The organism is Dehalococcoides mccartyi (assembly GCF_001889305.1).
Taxonomy (GTDB): Bacteria; Chloroflexota; Dehalococcoidia; order Dehalococcoidales; family Dehalococcoidaceae; genus Dehalococcoides; species Dehalococcoides mccartyi_A.
Genome location: NZ_CP013074.1, coordinates 172866 through 190282 on the forward strand (window position 1 = coordinate 172866; position 17417 = coordinate 190282).

General features: G+C 41.8%; 18 protein-coding genes and 2 pseudogenes. 5 read left to right on the plus strand and 15 right to left on the minus strand.

All coding sequences use genetic code 11. The features are described 5' to 3' along the window. Positions 1–25: 25 nt before the first annotated feature. From ASJ33_RS00925 to ASJ33_RS00975, 11 genes are all read right to left on the minus strand, one after another. Positions 26–1177, minus strand: a complete 1152-nt coding sequence (locus ASJ33_RS00925; protein ID WP_041330386.1) for a hypothetical protein — start codon at positions 1175–1177, stop codon at positions 26–28. A gap of 134 nt (positions 1178–1311) precedes the next feature. Continuing rightward, positions 1312–1962 (minus strand): hypothetical protein, encoded by a 651-nt coding sequence (locus ASJ33_RS00930; RefSeq protein WP_041330388.1) that lies wholly within the window; start codon positions 1960–1962, stop codon positions 1312–1314. Positions 1963–2149: 187 nt separating this feature from the next. Beyond that, positions 2150–2695: an AAA family ATPase gene (locus ASJ33_RS00935; protein ID WP_041330389.1), complete on the minus strand. Its 546-nt coding sequence runs from the start codon at positions 2693–2695 to the stop codon at positions 2150–2152. A 3-nt stretch (positions 2696–2698) separates the two neighbouring features. Further along, complete coding sequence (locus ASJ33_RS00940) at positions 2699–3025, minus strand: hypothetical protein (RefSeq protein WP_041330391.1); 327 nt, start codon at positions 3023–3025, stop codon at positions 2699–2701. Continuing rightward, positions 3026–3604 carry a hypothetical protein gene (locus tag ASJ33_RS00945; protein WP_041330392.1) on the minus strand — a complete coding sequence of 193 codons (579 nt, stop codon included), beginning with the start codon at positions 3602–3604 and terminating at the stop codon, positions 3026–3028. It lies immediately after the preceding gene. Continuing rightward, on the minus strand, positions 3597–3827 hold the full coding sequence (locus ASJ33_RS00950) for a hypothetical protein (RefSeq protein WP_041330393.1): 231 nt from the start codon (positions 3825–3827) through the stop codon (positions 3597–3599). The genes ASJ33_RS00945 and ASJ33_RS00950 overlap by 8 nt, the downstream gene beginning before the upstream one ends. Next, positions 3827–4123, minus strand: a complete 297-nt coding sequence (locus tag ASJ33_RS00955) for a hypothetical protein (RefSeq protein ID WP_041330395.1) — start codon at positions 4121–4123, stop codon at positions 3827–3829. The genes ASJ33_RS00950 and ASJ33_RS00955 overlap by 1 nt, the downstream gene beginning before the upstream one ends. Further along, positions 4123–5709 carry a hypothetical protein gene (locus ASJ33_RS00960; protein WP_041330397.1) on the minus strand — a complete coding sequence of 529 codons (1587 nt, stop codon included), beginning with the start codon at positions 5707–5709 and terminating at the stop codon, positions 4123–4125. The genes ASJ33_RS00955 and ASJ33_RS00960 overlap by 1 nt, the downstream gene beginning before the upstream one ends. Positions 5710–5787: 78 nt before the next feature. Beyond that, a complete protein-coding gene (locus ASJ33_RS00965) occupies positions 5788–6150 on the minus strand; it encodes a hypothetical protein (RefSeq protein ID WP_148311288.1) in 363 nt (120 codons plus the stop codon). 27 nt (positions 6151–6177) lie between these two features. Continuing rightward, a complete protein-coding gene (locus ASJ33_RS00970) occupies positions 6178–6570 on the minus strand; it encodes a single-stranded DNA-binding protein (RefSeq protein ID WP_052465185.1) in 393 nt (130 codons plus the stop codon). A 38-nt stretch (positions 6571–6608) separates the two neighbouring features. Further along, positions 6609–6866: a hypothetical protein gene (locus ASJ33_RS00975; protein ID WP_041330401.1), complete on the minus strand. Its 258-nt coding sequence runs from the start codon at positions 6864–6866 to the stop codon at positions 6609–6611. A 159-nt stretch (positions 6867–7025) separates the two neighbouring features. Here ASJ33_RS00975 and ASJ33_RS08650 point away from each other — a divergent pair. The 4 genes and pseudogenes from ASJ33_RS08650 to ASJ33_RS00990 form a co-directional block, all read left to right on the plus strand. Continuing rightward, positions 7026–7166, plus strand: a pseudogene (locus ASJ33_RS08650) (helix-turn-helix transcriptional regulator); the annotation flags it as partial. A 9-nt stretch (positions 7167–7175) separates the two neighbouring features. After that, positions 7176–7664 carry a S24 family peptidase gene (locus ASJ33_RS00980; protein WP_236886608.1) on the plus strand — a complete coding sequence of 163 codons (489 nt, stop codon included), beginning with the start codon at positions 7176–7178 and terminating at the stop codon, positions 7662–7664. A 13-nt stretch (positions 7665–7677) separates the two neighbouring features. After that, positions 7678–8583 (plus strand): hypothetical protein, encoded by a 906-nt coding sequence (locus ASJ33_RS00985; protein WP_041330404.1) that lies wholly within the window; start codon positions 7678–7680, stop codon positions 8581–8583. A gap of 254 nt (positions 8584–8837) precedes the next feature. Then, entirely contained in the window at positions 8838–12122 is a 3285-nt protein-coding gene (locus ASJ33_RS00990; protein WP_052465186.1) for a DEAD/DEAH box helicase, read from the plus strand. A gap of 605 nt (positions 12123–12727) precedes the next feature. Here the strand turns inward: ASJ33_RS00990 and ASJ33_RS01000 are convergent. Next, positions 12728–13660, minus strand: a complete 933-nt coding sequence (locus ASJ33_RS01000; RefSeq protein WP_041330406.1) for a hypothetical protein — start codon at positions 13658–13660, stop codon at positions 12728–12730. Positions 13661–14060: 400 nt separating this feature from the next. On the opposite strand from ASJ33_RS01000, the pseudogene ASJ33_RS01005 reads away from it, so the two are divergent. After that, positions 14061–14900 (plus strand): annotated as a pseudogene (locus ASJ33_RS01005) (tyrosine-type recombinase/integrase). Positions 14901–15073: 173 nt separating this feature from the next. Here ASJ33_RS01005 and ASJ33_RS01010 read toward each other — a convergent pair. The 3 genes from ASJ33_RS01010 to ASJ33_RS01020 form a co-directional block, all read right to left on the minus strand. After that, positions 15074–15382 (minus strand): ferritin family protein, encoded by a 309-nt coding sequence (locus tag ASJ33_RS01010; protein ID WP_012881457.1) that lies wholly within the window; start codon positions 15380–15382, stop codon positions 15074–15076. A 186-nt stretch (positions 15383–15568) separates the two neighbouring features. Then, on the minus strand, positions 15569–16705 hold the full coding sequence (locus ASJ33_RS01015) for an NTP transferase domain-containing protein (protein ID WP_023651793.1): 1137 nt from the start codon (positions 16703–16705) through the stop codon (positions 15569–15571). Then, on the minus strand, positions 16706–17395 hold the full coding sequence (locus tag ASJ33_RS01020) for a hypothetical protein (protein WP_041330408.1): 690 nt from the start codon (positions 17393–17395) through the stop codon (positions 16706–16708). Positions 17396–17417 lie beyond the last annotated feature (22 nt).

Genomic DNA, 17417 nt, shown 5'->3' on the forward strand with positions numbered 1-17417 from the left:
AAAATAAACAGAAACCATCAGCTGACTATTTTATTAATTCGCCACCCAACTTAATCGCTTCTTCTACTATCCGTGGCAACTTCTCGTTATTCATACCGCCAACTTCTATCATCCGGTTTTGAACTTCAATTCTGAATTCATCCGAGTTAAACCATTGTGCTGCTTCCTGATTTACCTGATTGGCAGCATGAATTGTGCCAGTTGATACACAGCAGAGGGCCGCAGCTGTCAGAAGTACACCTCTGGCTTGTCTCATAAGGTGATCATACCTACACTTTTTCTGTTTATATCTCAGTACTCCATAGAGTTCTCCGAAGAAGCTATAACCTTCTTCTATTACATTCCACCAGTCTTTCACTTTCCACCTGTGGCGGTGACTATCATTACCCGGGGTTCTAATAGTAAGCCAGTCCTGGACGCAGTATCGCCAAATATCGCTTATACGTTCTGTAAGAGACCAGAAATCATCAACACTCATTTCCTTGAGAAAATCACGCCTGCATTGAAATTCAACCCGGGTTACTGCGCTTACACCGTCCCAGCCATTGGCTGACCAAAGTGTTTGAAACCACTCTTTTTGTGAGATAATAACTTCCAGGCTTTTATCATATATCCGACTAATAATTGCACCCTGGCCGAAACGGTAGCCAGTATCCCTCTTGCCATTTACATAGTGTTCAGCCGGTAGGCTGCCGTAGTATTCAGTCTTGCCTCTGGCCCGGGTTACTACATCATTAGCCAAGTTTATTTGGGGCATATCCATTTGCAGATCTATACACAGGTCACACCGGGAGACTTTATCACCGGTTATAATGGCCCAGGTGCTTAGCCAGTGTTTAAGGTCATATACAACGTTGCGTGCGTTGAAAGACCAAAGATATTCGGCCCTGAAGGTTACATATAATTCAGGATAGATCCGGCCATTCTCTGGCTTTCTGGCAATACAGATGCTTACATCGGCGTTTTCAAGCACCCATTCGTAGCCCTTAGCGCCTCTGGCATGGACTACAAAAGGCTTTCCGTACCAATCTATACCTGTGCCTTTGCCGCCAAAGAGCTTTTCGCCGGCTTCTTCTTTGGCTTGCTCAAGGATTTTAAAGCTTTCGGGGTCTCTGTATCCTGCTACGTTAAAACCTATTACCAGACTATCTATTCCAGAACCAATAACTGTATACATTTTGCTGCCTGCCTTTATCCGGGTGTATTCGTATGGCGTTTGCGACCTCCCTGTTAGTAGGTGAGGGAGGTCGCCGGTCTTCCCGGCTATATTGAATTTTTGATGTTGTTAAATTGGTGCCGGCATTTATTCTTCTATGCTGGCACTAATTGGGCTTGCCGCACTGCCCTTGCTATTGCTAATCCCATACATAAAGGCACACCATTACCTACAGCCTTTTCCTTAGATGCAGCCAGTAAGTCCGGCAAATCAAAATCACGGGGCAAACCCTGTAACTCGCACATGTCAGCGAAATAATAAGAAGCTAAGCCTCTTCTTACAGTACCCTTACTACCTGAACGGTTTGCAGCTCTTACTGCATAAGCGAATTCCCTATGTTCAAACAAGGCTACCTCTATAAATGGCTTCAAATCCAAATTACTATGAAAATATCTGACTCTACTCTGTTTCTCCCCCAGATACCGGGGAGATAATTTGACTACATACGGCGCATCATGTTTTACAACAGCTTCCAGCACCCACCATAAAGGCTGTGCTTCGTCTTTAATACGCATAGCCTCGTCCCATAGTGAGTAACCTACCATGCTATTAAGATGTGCCAGTTTACTTTCCCCAACACAAGGTGGACCACCAATCAATCCGGCAAATACTCCGGCCTCAGGATGAAAACTTTTAATATCTCCGCCCCAAAGCAGGTCTGGTCCGCGCACAACACAATACCCTTCCTGCTCAAAGGCTTTACCGAATAAATCGACTCCAGGAAATATTGATAACACTGTATTCATGCTTTTACCTCTGGCGTTATTCTTAACGCCCTTTTTAAACTGTTCCCCCGACCTGAGTTTTCCAGTTTAGCCCTTGGTCAAGGCCTCGCCGCCCGGACCGGCTCTCGCCGGATCTTGCGGCTTGTTGCACAGCCTTGACTGGCAGGGCAACAGTAGAAACTGTTCAAGTCGGGGGATGTTTTCATTTTTAATAGACTGTCTGCTTCGTGTCATATAGCTTGAACACTTCAGAGGCCGGTGCGATTTCAAGCAAATAAGGGTCTCCGCCAAACCGGCCATCTATGGTATAGACGACTATCCGGTCTCCGATTATTTCGGGCAGAAGTGACATTATGGTTGCTTCACGGAATATCAGGTCTACGCCCAGGCCTTCGTGCATGGTGTAAATAATCAGATTATCCAGTTTCATGGTCTGCCAGATGTTGACCAGAACCTGGCTTTGCTGCTTACCGGTGTATCCCCGGTGGCTGAACAGCTGGTCTGCTTCGTCTATAAGTATCAGCCAGCCCCGCAGCTCTTCTTCTTTCATCCGGGCCAGGAAGTCTATTATTTCCGAGTTGCGCTGCTGCTCTATGCCGTAAGAGGGAATAGAAACGTTAGAGATAACTTTGTCAGGTGTGAAATGGCCAAGTTTTATCTCATTAACAGCCAGGGCTACCATGCTGGCAGTCTTGCCGCAACGCATATAGCCCCGGATTTTTACTACTCCCTCTATTAGGCGGTCAGTTTCCATTTTTTAAACCTTGCCGATTCCGAACTGGAAAAATCCCTGCTTCCGTTTTTCTTCCAGGGCTACCGCTTCATATTTGGCAACTGTGGCCGCCTGGTCTCTTACCAGAGTGTCAGCTGTATGGGCGTATCTTTCGCATTGGTCTGCAATCTGGTGAAAGCAGGAAATGCCAAGTACCTTAGATGTCATATGGCAAAGCTGTAGAGTCCTGGCCAAAGCTACCGGACAGTTGCGGTTAGTGGGTGAATATTCCAGCATCTGGCTGGAAACATTTTTATTCCCCAGCTGGCTGGGATGAATCCCGATTTTCTCCTGTTCTTCTAAATATGACATTTAACTGCCTCCAGCCGGGGGATTAGTCGGTATATAATCCCCTTCGGGTATTTCCGTGCCGTCAGAAGGATTGTCTGCCGGATTGTCAGGATAGACCGGATTATCCGGTATGGTTTGTTCAGTGGCAGGCTCATTACTGCCGAGATTGAATATTTTGTCCTTGTTCTGAAGTACAAATAAGCCGCCTACAAAGATAGCCACTACCAGGAGAATGGTCATAAAGTTGATGGACATCTTCTTGTTAAGCCCTTTTATCTCCTTGAGGGCGTCAGAAGTAATCTTGCCGTTTACTGCCTGGTCAAACATATTACCGTCAAACATGGCTTGTCCGGTTACTACATCGTAATCCACCGCCGAGCCAAAGACATGGGCGAATAGCGGCCTATTCCATAACTGAGGCACCCGGTATTCTTCGGCGTGTTCATGATAAACATGATGCTTGCCATTGAGACGGTATTCAAAATGCACACCCTTGTCTGTTACATCGGTAACCAGCCCTTTTTCCAACAGCCGTCTATCCATATAATTCACCAGTACATAACACCGGTTTGAGGGCCGGAATATTTCCAAATCACGCATTGTCTTCACCTCTTATTAAAATCATCATGGCCCAGACAAAACACCAGGCCATGCCAACCGCTATGCCTATCTTGGCAAACTGGGGTATAGCTTCATTGGGCAGCAGTGACATCAGGAGAAAGCCGCAGGCACTCAGCAGAAGCCAGCTGCCCCTTGCCAGTACTGCCCCGATAAACAGCACCGCGAATACCACCAGGGTTATTATGAGTCCGATATCTATCATTACTCTGTACCCCTCAGCAGTTTGAGTACGATATAAACCAGGATATAGCCGATAGGAGTAAAGAGTATGATGTTAAACAAAACGGGCACGCCTTCCAGCTGGAAGGTTACAGCGCCCCACAGGAAGGCTACGCTGTCTCCTATTTTGGTAAAGGCATCGACTATACCCGTTGGCTGTTCTATGGGTACTCCGCCGGTGTAAGAGCCAACTCCGCCAATGCCGAAGTGGGCGCCCACCAGGCTAAGCAGCATAACCAGCAGTACGGATAAAATCAGCAGCCCGTTATTGCTGAACATTACCCGTCACCACCCATCAGCCGCTTGCCGCTGCCCATCTGCCAGACTACAAACGCACCCAGGGCAGCCAGTAAAAGCACCAGCCAGATATCTATCCACTGCATGGCAATAAATGCCCCAACCACCAGCAGGGGAGTTACGATTGCCATTATGCGTACTTTCCAGCACAGGGCTATGGAAGCAGCTACGCAGGTAAGCATAATCAGCCAGCGGACACCGCTATCCTGCTCACCGATTTTACCTATCGTATCGGGTATTATCTGGAGTAAGTCACCGATAGTGGGAGTTTCAGGCGGAGGTACATAGAAAGCCCCATTTACATAAGTAACTATGATATAAGGCTCTATCTTTACCGTATCTTCGCCCAGTGTTATATCTGAACAGCCGGGGCTTACCCATTCGTCAATATAGGCTTCACCCGGATTCCAGAGTACATTATTGCTGCTGTCATAAGAGGGATAGCCCAGCATGGCATCTTCCAGAATTACCCCTATGCGTAAATTGTCATTGTCATCTAAATAGGGGGTAAGCCAGGAGACTTGATTAGCCGAATCCCATTCTGTGGGTACTAAGTCCCAGCTGTGCAGGCCGTTTGCCCCTTTATCTGCATCTGTTTGACCTGCCGGGTAATATTGGGTTGAGTTATAGGCATTGGCCATAAACCAGCGCCCGTCAGTCTGGCTTTCCAGATTTGCCGGGTTAAATACCAGTACCGCTTTGGTCTTATGGTAGATAGTGCCTCCCTGGTGCAGGACTACCTCAATACTGCGTATCTTGGAGTTATCCAGCAGCCCTTCAAGGTTGAAGTACAGAATATTTCGGTAATAATCATCTAAAGACATCAAACCGGTCATTCTGGTTACGCTGAAATACAGGTCATAAGCGCCTGTTTCCCAGACAGTACTGCCATCATCATTTATTAAAGTACCGCCACTGTAAGGGTTATTGGTGGCACAATAAAACTTGTAGTAGTTTGAGGATGTGCCTGTACTGCACTGGCCTACTATCACATACTTAAGCCCTTGTTCTATGGGTAAGTTGCTCATAGCCCAGGTGTAGTTTGTGGTAGAGGTGCTTATTTGTGCCTGGGGTATGACTACGCTGCCTATCAGCGCACCTAATGAGGTAGACGTATTATAGGAATACAGCTTTAGTGTCAGGTCACCCGGTGTGCCTGTTTTAGACACCTTTAAAGTTATATACTGCAGTCCGCCCGAACCTAAAGCGGTAAAGGATTGCCCCCGTTTATATTGCCCGTATATCATGACGCTGTCTGAAGTACTGGCCGTATTTTGGGCATCAGTTACACTGCCGGCTGTAGAGCAGGTATAGCCGTTATAAAAGGTACTGCCCCCTTCACCCAGCATTATTGAACTGGCTATTGAGGTCTGGAAAGGGTTGCCGGATACGGCCAAATCAGACCAGGTAAGGTTCAGATTATCTGCATAATATTCATAGGCCGAGGTTGCTGTAAACGTCTTGGTTTGCAGCGTTTCAGCAGCAGATACCGTACCGGGCAGCATGCTAGCCAGCATTACCGCCAGGCTGGATATTACCCTGATTATTCGTTTAAGGTTTGTCTTCATTCCATTTGTCCTTTCTGTTTAATCTAACTATCTCTGCCCTGAAAACTACCTTATCGTCTTCAGGGCAGGGGAGAGAGATTAGTCGTGGCGGAACAGATTTACAGCCGCCATGATGATGCCGGCGCCGCCGCCCAGAGGAATAGCCCAGACAAGCAGGTCCATAATGGTTTTAACCATGTCGCTGGAACTGACATCGGCCTGAATAGTGGCATTGGCACTTACCAACGCCGGGGTGAGGGCCATCAGGAAGAAGGCAGCCATGAACAGCATTATCAGGCCGCCTACATTTACGTTCCCAAGCTGATTACAAGCAAGGCTGGTAATGAAGCTTTTGGCACGGCCCTGCAATACTTCTACCCGGGCAGGGTCAGGGATGATTACGTGTTTTATCATTGAAAACAATTTGCCCATTTTCTTTTTCACCACCTTTCTTTTTCGCATATCTCAAAGCTGCGCAGGCTTTAAAACCTAGTGTTTGCCGGCTTTTTCCTTATTGTTGCTTTCAGCTAGTAGCTGGCGTTCGCCGGTATCAAGTTCTATTTGGATATCTTCGGCCGTTAGGGAGTCATACTTTTTGCCCTTGTATTCACTGGTGTCTTCTATTCCTTCCAGGTAGACAAACTGACCTTTTTTCAGCTCGCGGTAAGTGTTTTCGGCCAGAGTTCCCCAGCATTTAATGTTCTTCCAGGTAGAGGCTACGGTTTCCTCTTTCTTTTCCTTGTCCCAATAACCGCCGTAACTTACCGAGAACCTGGTTACGGCCTTGCCGGTGGGTGTATAGGTCATTACCGGCTCTTTGGTTACCCTTGCCCTGTGGATTTTCATCTCACAATAAGATTTGCGTTCATACTTCTGATCCATGTGTTTTCCTTTCGTTTTTAAAAATTAAGCCGCACCACTTACGCAGTACGGCTTGCCCACATCAGCTTTAGCTCCTTTAATGAATAACCGCCGGTAGCCACTCCTTTGTTATTTTCTATATTTGAAGCTTTCGCTTTGCGGTCTCGTATCTCCTGAAGGGTAGGCAGCCGGGGTCTTCCCCCAAGCTTGCCCAGTTCCTTCATATGTTCCCGGCCGTACAGGGCTACTGTTTTAAGTCCACCCAGGCGGCCAGCCTCTTTATTTGTTAGTTTATTATGTTTATTTTTAATAACCATGACGATATTAAAACTTAATAACTAAAAACAGTCAAAGATGTTGGTAAGGCGTAAGGACTAAATAACGTCATAATGACTACAAGAAGGCTACTTTTATCTTTCGTTTTCATTTAATATCTTGTTATTACTTCGTAATAAAGATAAAATCTCGTCATGGAAATGAACATTGGTGAAAAAATTAAGTCATTAAGGCAAATCCGTGGTCTCACGCAAGGACAATTATCAATAAAATCAGGATTACCCCGGACAACTATTGCCAGTATTGAGAATAAAATTTCGGCTAGACCAAGTGCCGCAGTATTGGTTAAGTTGGCTACAGCATTGAACGTTGATGTTTCTGAACTATATGAAGCAGCTGGAATATATGCTACAGAAAGCGGTAAACGTCACATAGAAACGCCTGATGAGATTTTGGAACGCCTAAGATTGGCTTCGCCCATAGCCGTACCGGTTTATACAGATTTCGTCATTCATGCCGGTGATAATGTTGAAGCCCCGATTGAATATATCTACCTGGCCCGGCCTAAAGCCACTGGCAAGAATATAGAGGCTTACCTAATAAAAGGGCAGTGCATGGAACCAGATATCCGGGACGGGGATATTGCCATTGTTGACCGCGACACAGTCCCGGAAAAAGGCAATATAATCCTCTGCCTGATAAACAATGAGATTGTTATCGGCCGCTACCTAATGGACAAAGAAGGCAAGCCCTATATCCAGAATGGCCACGGCAAACATGACCTGAAAGAGTGCCAGGCCACAGCCGTAGTTATTAACATATCCAGAAATATGAGATAAATAGGATTCTTAAATGACCAATTCTAAAAGTGATAATAGGGAATACTCAGCTACAAGTCTAGCTAAAGAGCTCAATATTACACCTCAAGATACATTTAATAATCTCCAGGCACTTGGCTTTATAGTAAGAAAAGATAGCACTTGGGAATTAACTCCTTTAGGTATTTCTAAAGGTGGAATATATAAGCATAGTGAAAAATTTGGGCGCTATATTTCTTGGCCAGAATCTATTAAAGACTTTTTGTCAGATGATAAGCCAGGACAAAGCAATTCAGATATTACTTCCACAATTATAGGTAAGCATTTCAATGTCCCTGTCACCAGGATCAATTCTATCCTTTCAGAATTAGGTTGGATAAAAAAGCACCCCGTAATGGGTTGGGAAATCACTGCTCAAGGTAAACGCTTCGGTGGTGTGCAGCATAAATTCAGCGCTACCGGCGCTCCCTTCGTTAAATGGCCAAATGAAATTCTCAACAACAAAATACTTGTTATGAACGTTGAAGAAACGCAAGGCCAAGTAAGTAAAGTAGGTAGTGATAATAGTCATTCCACAGATGATCAGAGCTTTAGAGAAAAATTTAAAGCGGAATTCAGAGTCAAAGACGGGCATTACGTTCGTTCAAAATCTGAAATGATTATTGATAACTGGTTATACGATTCTAAAATTATTCATGCCTATGAAAGAAAACTTCCAATAGAAGAAGATCTTTATTGTGACTTCTATATTCCTACAGAAAAAGTCTATATAGAATATTGGGGATCAGAAGAAGCCGCTTATTTAACTAGAAAGAAGAAGAAGCTTGAAGTTTACAATAAATATAACTTTAAGCTAATTGAATTGACTGAAAAAGATATAGCCAATATTGATGATGTATTGCCTGCCAAGTTACTGGATTATGGTATTGCGGTTGAATAAAAACGATTACACGATATCATTGTGAATAGCATATCTCCTAAGCATCATCAATTAGAGATAGATGGTTGTTTTAGAATTGTATCAGAACAATATGTTGGCTTGGTTATTAGAATTATTAAGGTCTATTTGTAATACCTAAATATCAAATTGATATGGTAAATTTATAGTAGCAAGCGAAGTTAGAAGATATTGTTTATTGTGTTGAAATAGTATAACGAAATACAATCGGTATATTTATTTTTGAGGAAGGAATATTGGAGACAGCATATCGATTCCCCGAAATATTCGCCATCAATGAATCGCACAATGGAAACTTGATACAGCAGTTACTATCGCCTGGTTTTGAAATTCTAGTTGGTATTGAGCCATTAGAAGATTCTAGAGTAAAAGGTTTTGTTCTTAAACCTAGAATATCTGGTGCTAGCGAGATCCTTGTAATTACAAATGCAGCTAAGGTACCTGAGAGATTCGATAGAGTTTTGAGAGTTAGACTAAAAACTCCGACAGCCTCTTCTACCTTGTCTAGTGAATATAAATCAGTTAAATGGATAAAGCATCCTAAATTATCACAGGTTCCTGCTTCCCCTATAGACTATCAATCTAGAATACACAAGACATTGGAATCTTGGCAGGGAAAATTCCAGTATATACAAGAGGTTAGAGAAAAGAATATTAGAGGTCTTCGTTTGCCCCAAATTGGAGCAATTCATGCAGTTCATTCTCACTGGGCTGTAAGTAATCGCCCAGCCACTATTGTAATGCCAACAGGAACAGGAAAGACAGAAACAATGCTATCAGTTCTTGTGTCAACTCCGTGTCAAAGATTATTAGTAATTGTACCCACAGATGCTTTAAGATCCCAATTATTTGATAAGTTCTTGACTTTAGGCAAGTTGAAAGAAATCGGTGCAATTTCAAATGATGCTTCCTATCCTATTGTTGGTCTCTTAAGACATAAACCAAGAAATTTAACTGAAATAGATGATTTCTTTAGCAAATGCAACGTAGTTATCACGACCATGAGTATAGTTGGTCAATGTTCCAATAAAATGAAAGAGCAAATCGCAAGCCATTGCAAAGTTTTGTTCATCGATGAAGCGCACCATATTGCAGCAGAAACTTGGAGTGAATGTAAAGAAAAATTTGCATCAAGAAAAATAATTCAATTCACTGCGACACCTTATCGAAACGATGACAAACTCGTTGGGGGAGACATTATTTTCAATTATCCATTAACAAAAGCTCAAGAAGAAGGATATTTCACGGCAATCAATTTCAAATCCGTGATTGAGTACGATCCTTCTAAATCAGATTTGATCATTGCTGAAGCAGCTATTCAACAGCTTATTGAGGATCGAAAACATTTTGATCATATTTTGATGGCTCGCGTAAAAAGTGTTGATAGGGCAAAGCAGGTTTTTAAGTTATATGAAAAGTATTCGGAGTTTAATCCGGTTCAGCTACACACGGGTATAAAATCTGTCAAGGAGCGGGAACTAATCCGAAACAAAATAATTGAGGGGAAATCGAGTATTGTAGTATGTGTTGACATGTTGGGAGAAGGATTCGATCTCCCTCGATTAAAAATAGCAGCATTTCACGATGTTAAGAAAAGCTTGCCTATTACACTTCAATTAGTGGGGAGATTTACCCGTTTTATGCCTGATCTCGGAGAGGCAACTGTTATAGCAAATACTGCGCAATTGGACGTTGAAGAAGAACTTAAAAAGCTTTATTCTCAAAATCCCGATTGGAATGATATCCTAAGAAGAACTAGCCAAGGATTAGTGCAAAAACAAATTGATTTGCAAAAATTCATCAGCAATTTTGGCACTGATTGTAAGCAGATACCGTTGCAGAATCTTCGTCCTGCGATGAGTGCGGTCATTTATCATACAAAGTGTGAAGATTGGAAACCAGAAGATTATTGTTCAGGAATTCCGGGTATTGGCTCACTTGAACATATTCACCATGAGATCAATAAATATGATGATACACTTGTCATTGTGACCGCGAAAAAGGTACCTATTGATTGGATAAATGTTGGAGATATTTTTAGCTGGGAATGGGAACTTTACATTTTATATTGGAACAGAGAACAAAAACTTCTTTTCATACATAGCTCAACGAACAATGGTTATTTTAAAAAATTAGCGGAAGCTGTAGCCGGTGAAGTGGAACTAGTTAATGGACCGAGAGTATTTCATTGCTTTTCTGGAATAAATCGTTTAAGGCTCCAGAATGTAGGCCTAATCGAGCAACTTGGACGACTTATTAGATATACAATGAGAGCTGGTTCTGATGTTGAGTCTGGATTGACTGAAGCACAGACACGAAATGTTATTAAATCTAATATTTTTGGAATTGGTTATGAAGATGGTAGTAAAGTAAGTATTGGGTGCTCGTACAAAGGTAGAATTTGGTCCAGGAACATCACAAACATTGAGGCATTAACTAAATGGTGTAGCCATATTGGAAGCAAGATCTTAGATAATACCGTAAATGCAGAAAGTGTGTTGAAAGGTACATTAGTGCCTAAATCTATTTCTCAGAGACCTAATATTATGCCTATTGCTATAGAATGGCCTCTAATTATGTATAAAGAACCAGAAACGACATATGATCTTATTTTTGATAGTGAAACCATACAACCTTTATATAATTTTGATATAAGATTAACAAATCCAACAGAATCAGGGGAATTAAAATTTGAAGTATGCTCAGACAGTAAGCGATTAGAATTTTTGCTCAGGTTATATAGTAAAAACGGTTTACCTGATTTTGCTATATCGGTTATTGGAGATCAAAAAATTCTTATCAGGCAAAGAGGTGGATATATTCCTTTGAAGGATTATTTTAATACTAATCCCCCTGTAATATGGTTTGCGGATGGTTCATCTTTGGAAGGTAATAGCTTTACAAAATTGAATAGTGAGTATGCTCAGTTTCCATCTCAAAACATACTGACATGGGATTGGGAAGGCACCACTATTACAAAAGAAATCCAAGGGATTTCCAAAGAACAAGATTCTATTCAGTATAAAGTAATTCAAAAATTAATAGAAGACAATTGTTATGAAGTCATTTTTAATGACCACGGCACCGGTGAATGTGCAGATGTTGTGGCTATTAAGTCAAAAGATAACACAATTTGTGTAGAGTTTTATCATTGTAAACACTCAAAATCATCCAGGCCGGGTGCAAGAATTGACGATTTATATGAAGTATGTGGACAGGCTCAGAAAAATATTCATTGGATGGAAAATCCGACTTATTTATTCTCACATCTTTTAGCTCGTGAACCTATAAAAAATAGGGGGACGGAAGTAAGTAGATTCGAATTTGGTAATAAAAATATACTCCTAGAATTCAAAGAAAAAATTAGTAGAACTCATGAAATGAAATTAGAAATATTTGTCGTGCAACCAGGGTTATCAAAATCACAAGTATCGAATATTCAACTAGGACTATTAAGTGTAACTGAAAATTATTTGATGCAAACTTACAATTTATTCTTTAAGGTTATCGCAAACTCTTGATAATTAAAACCTAATAATTCTAGTTTTGTCTATTGAGTATTAGGTATATCGAAAATGCTAAAGTTGCTATTGTTACCCATAAAATGGGTGGTCCAAGTGGTTCTAATTTAAAGGATAAAATACATAGTGTAATCACTAAAGATATAAAGCATACTGTTTCCATTATGTGTAGGCTTGTGGCCCTTTTACCTATTGATTTACAACTTAGTCGAACTTTATTGGTAAAATCTACTATTTCCCAAATTAAGAACACTATACTAACTATAGGTATTATCCATAAGATGCTATATTGTTTTGTTGTATCAGCTATGCTTATAGTCGCACTAAGAAATGCGACTAATGAAACTATATATAGGGGTGTCAGAAAAAGGTCATTTATTTTCGCGTATATTTGCCTAAGTAATCTTATTGGTAATTGCCCTAAAATTGATATAAAACCTACTGCAAGAAAGGCTACTCCCGCTACTTTTATACTACTATTAATTAATTGACTCCCCTGATCAATAAGAAATATTCCAGACGAAATATATGCTAATATTGTTAATCTTATGTCTATAATGGAATTATTCAACTTATTATGTGCTCGATTTTCATTAAAATAATTCTTATATTATTTCGGAAAGTAGAGAGAGTATAGAAGCAGATTGGTGTATAGCAAACCGTGCATAACTGCGATTACATTGGTATTCTCCTGGGTGATTTGCGCCTGAGAAAGAGCCCCACAGTGTCGTTAATATTTTGGCTACACGTTGTGAATTATCTTCCCCGATCGTTGGCATCAGTATTTGAGTTTGCATCGTTTTTATTTTAGCTGAAAAGCTATTATCGTTTGGACTCGCATCTTTTTTATGTAATTTTAAAGCTAATTTATCTACTACTGCCTCAAGAGCTTTTCTTGAATGCACTATTATGTTTTTGTAATCTTCTTCAGTATCGGCTGTTTCAAAAATTTTTACTGCACGTGTTAGTTCTGTTATTGCGTAACTAAATTCTTGTTTGAAATTGTTCGGAATTTGAATTGTAACTGAGTATAGGTTTTCTAATCCCAAGCCAGATAATACTCTTTCTTCCCAAATAGATTTAGGTAGAGATAACACGATTGCTACATTTCTAGCAACAGTACTATGTAAATATGAGGCGATTTCGGTTGTATAACCTGCTCCTCCAACAGCTAATATACAACTAATGTCTAATATAAACTCAATATTTTTGCCTTTGCGTTGGTTTTCTATGAAATTTAATTTTTCCTCTGAAAGAGGAACATCGAAAGAGGAACAAGCATTATTATTATAAATCATGCTCGTTTCAGATATTTTCACCCATTTAGATTCATGATAGATTTTAAGGTTCACATTGAAAAATAGCGGAGTGAAATATATATTCATTGAAGAAAATTCAGGATTATTTTCAATTATAAATGGAATTCGAATATTGTTATCATAATCATTCAGATTATTTGAACATATTTCATTCTCATTTATTTTGATTCTTTTTATAAGCTTTCCTTGGTCCCCACTAGTATAAAAATTTGCGTCCATCTTAATCCCTTCATATATGTTTTAATGCGAATAAGAGCTTAACATAATAACATTGTCGTATATTTTACTAGAATTTCGTAAAATATCAAGATTATTATTCATCTCAATTGAGTAAAGATTAAAAGGAGTTAGTGCTTCGGTTGCTTAGTGCTTCTATAGCTGGCAGTCAAAAGGTAGAGGGTTCGAATCCCTCCGGCTCCACCATAAAGCTAAAAGCGCTGTCGGTAGCTCGAAATGGCGCATGAATGACCATTTAACCCACAAAAATTCTTACGATTATCCAATCGTAGCTAGTGACCTTTTGACTACACCTGATGACCTCAGATTATGTCTTTCCACATATATTCTGATGGCCAAGGTAGGGCAGCTTAGCCCGGCTACAATTTCAAATTACAGATATATGTGCGGCAAATTCGTTGATTTTTGCCAGGAGCATGGCGTTACTAAGCCGGTCCAGATTACTTCGATATACCTCGGCTTATTCCTTCAGCAATTACAGTTAACCAACGGTCCGCAATCTGTCACTGATTATTTCAAGCAGATACGCCCATTTATCAACTGGCTCAAGGAAAATGGACAGATTACCGTAGATCCATTAAAGCAGGTACGTTTACCCAAAGTACCCCGCAAAGTTATACAGCCGTTCACTCAGGAGCATTGCCAGCGGCTGCTGTCCTTAGTGTCAGGGGAGACATTCGAGGATAAGAGGAATAAGACACTTATTTTATTGTTGCTGGATACAGGCCTCAGGCTACGGGAATGTACAGATCTGAAATGGAGTGATATCAATTATGATAGCGAATTGGTTAAGGTTATGGGCAAGGGTGCTAAAGAACGGGTTGTACGTATAGGTCCTAAAGTTTAAAGAGCATTACTGGAATATCAATACCTTAAAATTCAGTCATTTCCCGGAGATAAAACCCCTGATGTTTGGGTTAGCCGGCACAAAACCCGCTATAGTGATAAAGAGTGCCACCCTTTAACTAAAAATGGCATCATGCAGACAATCATCACATTAGGCAAGCGGGCAGGCATTACAAATATACAGTGCAGTCCCAATACATTTAGACACACCTTTGCTACTATGTGCTTACGTAATGGAGCAGGTGAGTTTGAACTTCAGTCATTGCTGAGGCATGGTACTCTGACACAGACTAGAAAATACGCTGCCAGTTTGAATTCTGAAGTAGCAGTTCATGGGCATAAGAAATTTAGCCCGGTTGATAATTTAAAGCTGTAAAAAAATTTGCAGAGCTAGGTATAATTAAATTAAGGGACATTGCCCGACTACAGACAGCGAGGTATATGAACGGGCGGTATTTGGGATTAGGCCCGTTCATATACCCCATTTGTTTAGAAACAAGCGTTTAACTGTTCTGCAGTACAGAATACTCCGAAGCAGATAAAGTCAGACTACTTGTTTTTGCGTTTTTCTATTTCCTCTTCTACTTCTTTAGCTCCGTCAGCGTAGAAAGATTCTTCGTCGGGGGCAAGCTCCTTCAGAAGCCTGAGGAATTCACCTGCGTGTACTTTTTCTTCATTGGCAATATCTCTGAGTACTTCTATAGCCAGCCTGTTTGTTGTAGATTCGGCTAACTGCATGTATAGCTGGATAGCTTCATATTCGGCTGCTACCATAAACCTTATCGCACGGATAAGTTCTTCATTACTCAGTGGCTGGCTTTTGGCCATGCCGGAAAAGGGTGATCCAAACTCTGGCATTGTATCCCTCCTGACCCAATATTTTTGTCACTATTTAATTATAATATATTTTTTGTTCTTAAGGGGATGCCTCTTTGGATTTCACGCTGTCTTTGGGGGTAAGAAATAGTTTCAATCGGTGTGATGTTTCGGGAAGGGGGATGGCGGGTAACGAGAAATAGGGTATACCTGAATAGCTATAGCTGTTTAGGTATCTGCTATGTTTCTGGCCTTTTCCAAATCTTCCGGGCGGTTGATATTGAAAAAACTGCGGTGTTCAGGGTCGAAGCCGTTTATCTCGTCTTCTTCGATATAGCGTGTTTTCAGGCAGGCAAGTAGGTCACTTACCGCAGATTTGCCCTCTTTTATCAGGCGAAGGGCTTTTTCGCCGGCTGATTTAGAGTAGATTGCATGGAGAGGTTCAGGCTTTTGCCCGAGTCTGGGTACGACAGCCTCAAAACCTGTTATCTGGTCTTTCATGTACTCAAGCAGCGGGCGGTTGATAAAGGGCATATCACAGGCTATTACCATATTAAATGGGGATTTTGATGCCGTAAGGCCGCTGTAGATACCGGCCAGAGGCCCTTTTCCCGGCAGTATATCTTGTATTATTCTTACACCGGGTGGTGGCTTTATTTTTTCATCTGCTTGGCCGTAAGCGGTAACCACCAGAATTTCACGCCCGTAACCGCTAAGGTTAGATACAGCCCGTTCCAGCAGTGTTTGTGAATTTAAGGTGGCGGTAACTTTATTGCTGCCTAAGCGGGTGCTTTTGCCGCCTGCCAGTATAATGCAGCTGATATCAGCTTGGTCAGGCTTATTTTTAAAAAAGGCGGGGTGTATGTCTGCATCAGTATCTATATCATGTATGATGAAGATATTGCTGGATTCCTCCGGTGCAAAGGCGGTCAGAAATTTTGGCAAAAGAGATTTGCGGACTACGGATATAGTATGGGGTGCTTTTTGGTAAGCCAGACGGGCCTGTTCAGAGAGCCCTTTGCCGGCTATTTCCAGATGCCCTATTTCATCAAGAAAAATAACCTCACAACCTGTCTTGAGAGCTTCCCTGATGGTGTTACAGGCAAAAGCGAGGCCGCTTTGGAGGATAGAGTACTTGCCAACCTTTTCACCTTGAAAATCAGCCTGGGGGTCAGTCAGGCTGAAAACTGCCTCTGCAGAAGTGCGGATATCAACGGCACTGTAACCTACTTTAATACCTCCCTGAAATACAGGGCGGCAGATTACACCGCCGGTTTTAAAACCGCACTCCTGCAGGTGTCTGGCATATCTCTGGCAATGTGAGCTTTTTCCGCTGCCCACTTCTCCGGTGACAATAAGGTTCACCTAACCTCCCAGATGAAATACTGCCGGAATAACCCAGCATGACACCACTGTCACAGCCGAAGTTATGTAGTATGCGCGGGGATAACTGGTCTTGAAATTTGCCAGTTTTGGCATACCGAATTTACCCAGATAGTAGCCGGCGGCAAGGGTGATAGTACCGGCCAGTGCAACCGGCAAACCGGTAGTTACGATAGTATCTATCTTGCCGGCCATATCAAGCATAGGCCATTTGCCCAAACCGAACACCGAGGCTATAACGGCATATAATACTATACCCAAACCACCTGCCAGAAAGCCGGTGGTTATTTGAGCTAAAAGATGTTTTTCCATAGCCTTTTTGAAGATAAAGGCTACCGCTCCGAAGGCAACTGCTTCCATTATGATGGCTATGGCGGGGTTTATTACATAAGCCGAAAATACCGGTTCGCCGAATATAAACGCGGAGAAGGGTTTGAAAGCGGCTGCAATGACACCCAGCAGGGGAATCAGGGCAGGTTTTTTTGTAATGCTCAGGAATATAGCCATAAGGGATATAGCCAAACCGCCCATAACTGCCCCTTGATTGGCAAAATGAATTGCGTGCAGGAAACCTCCCAGTGCCATTTCCAGAAGCCCCCAAACAGAGCCTGCAACTGCCAGGGTCAGTACGGCTGGGATACGGTTTTTTTCAGGGTTTAAATATGTACTCATAATCAGTCTCCTCTTGCTTTAG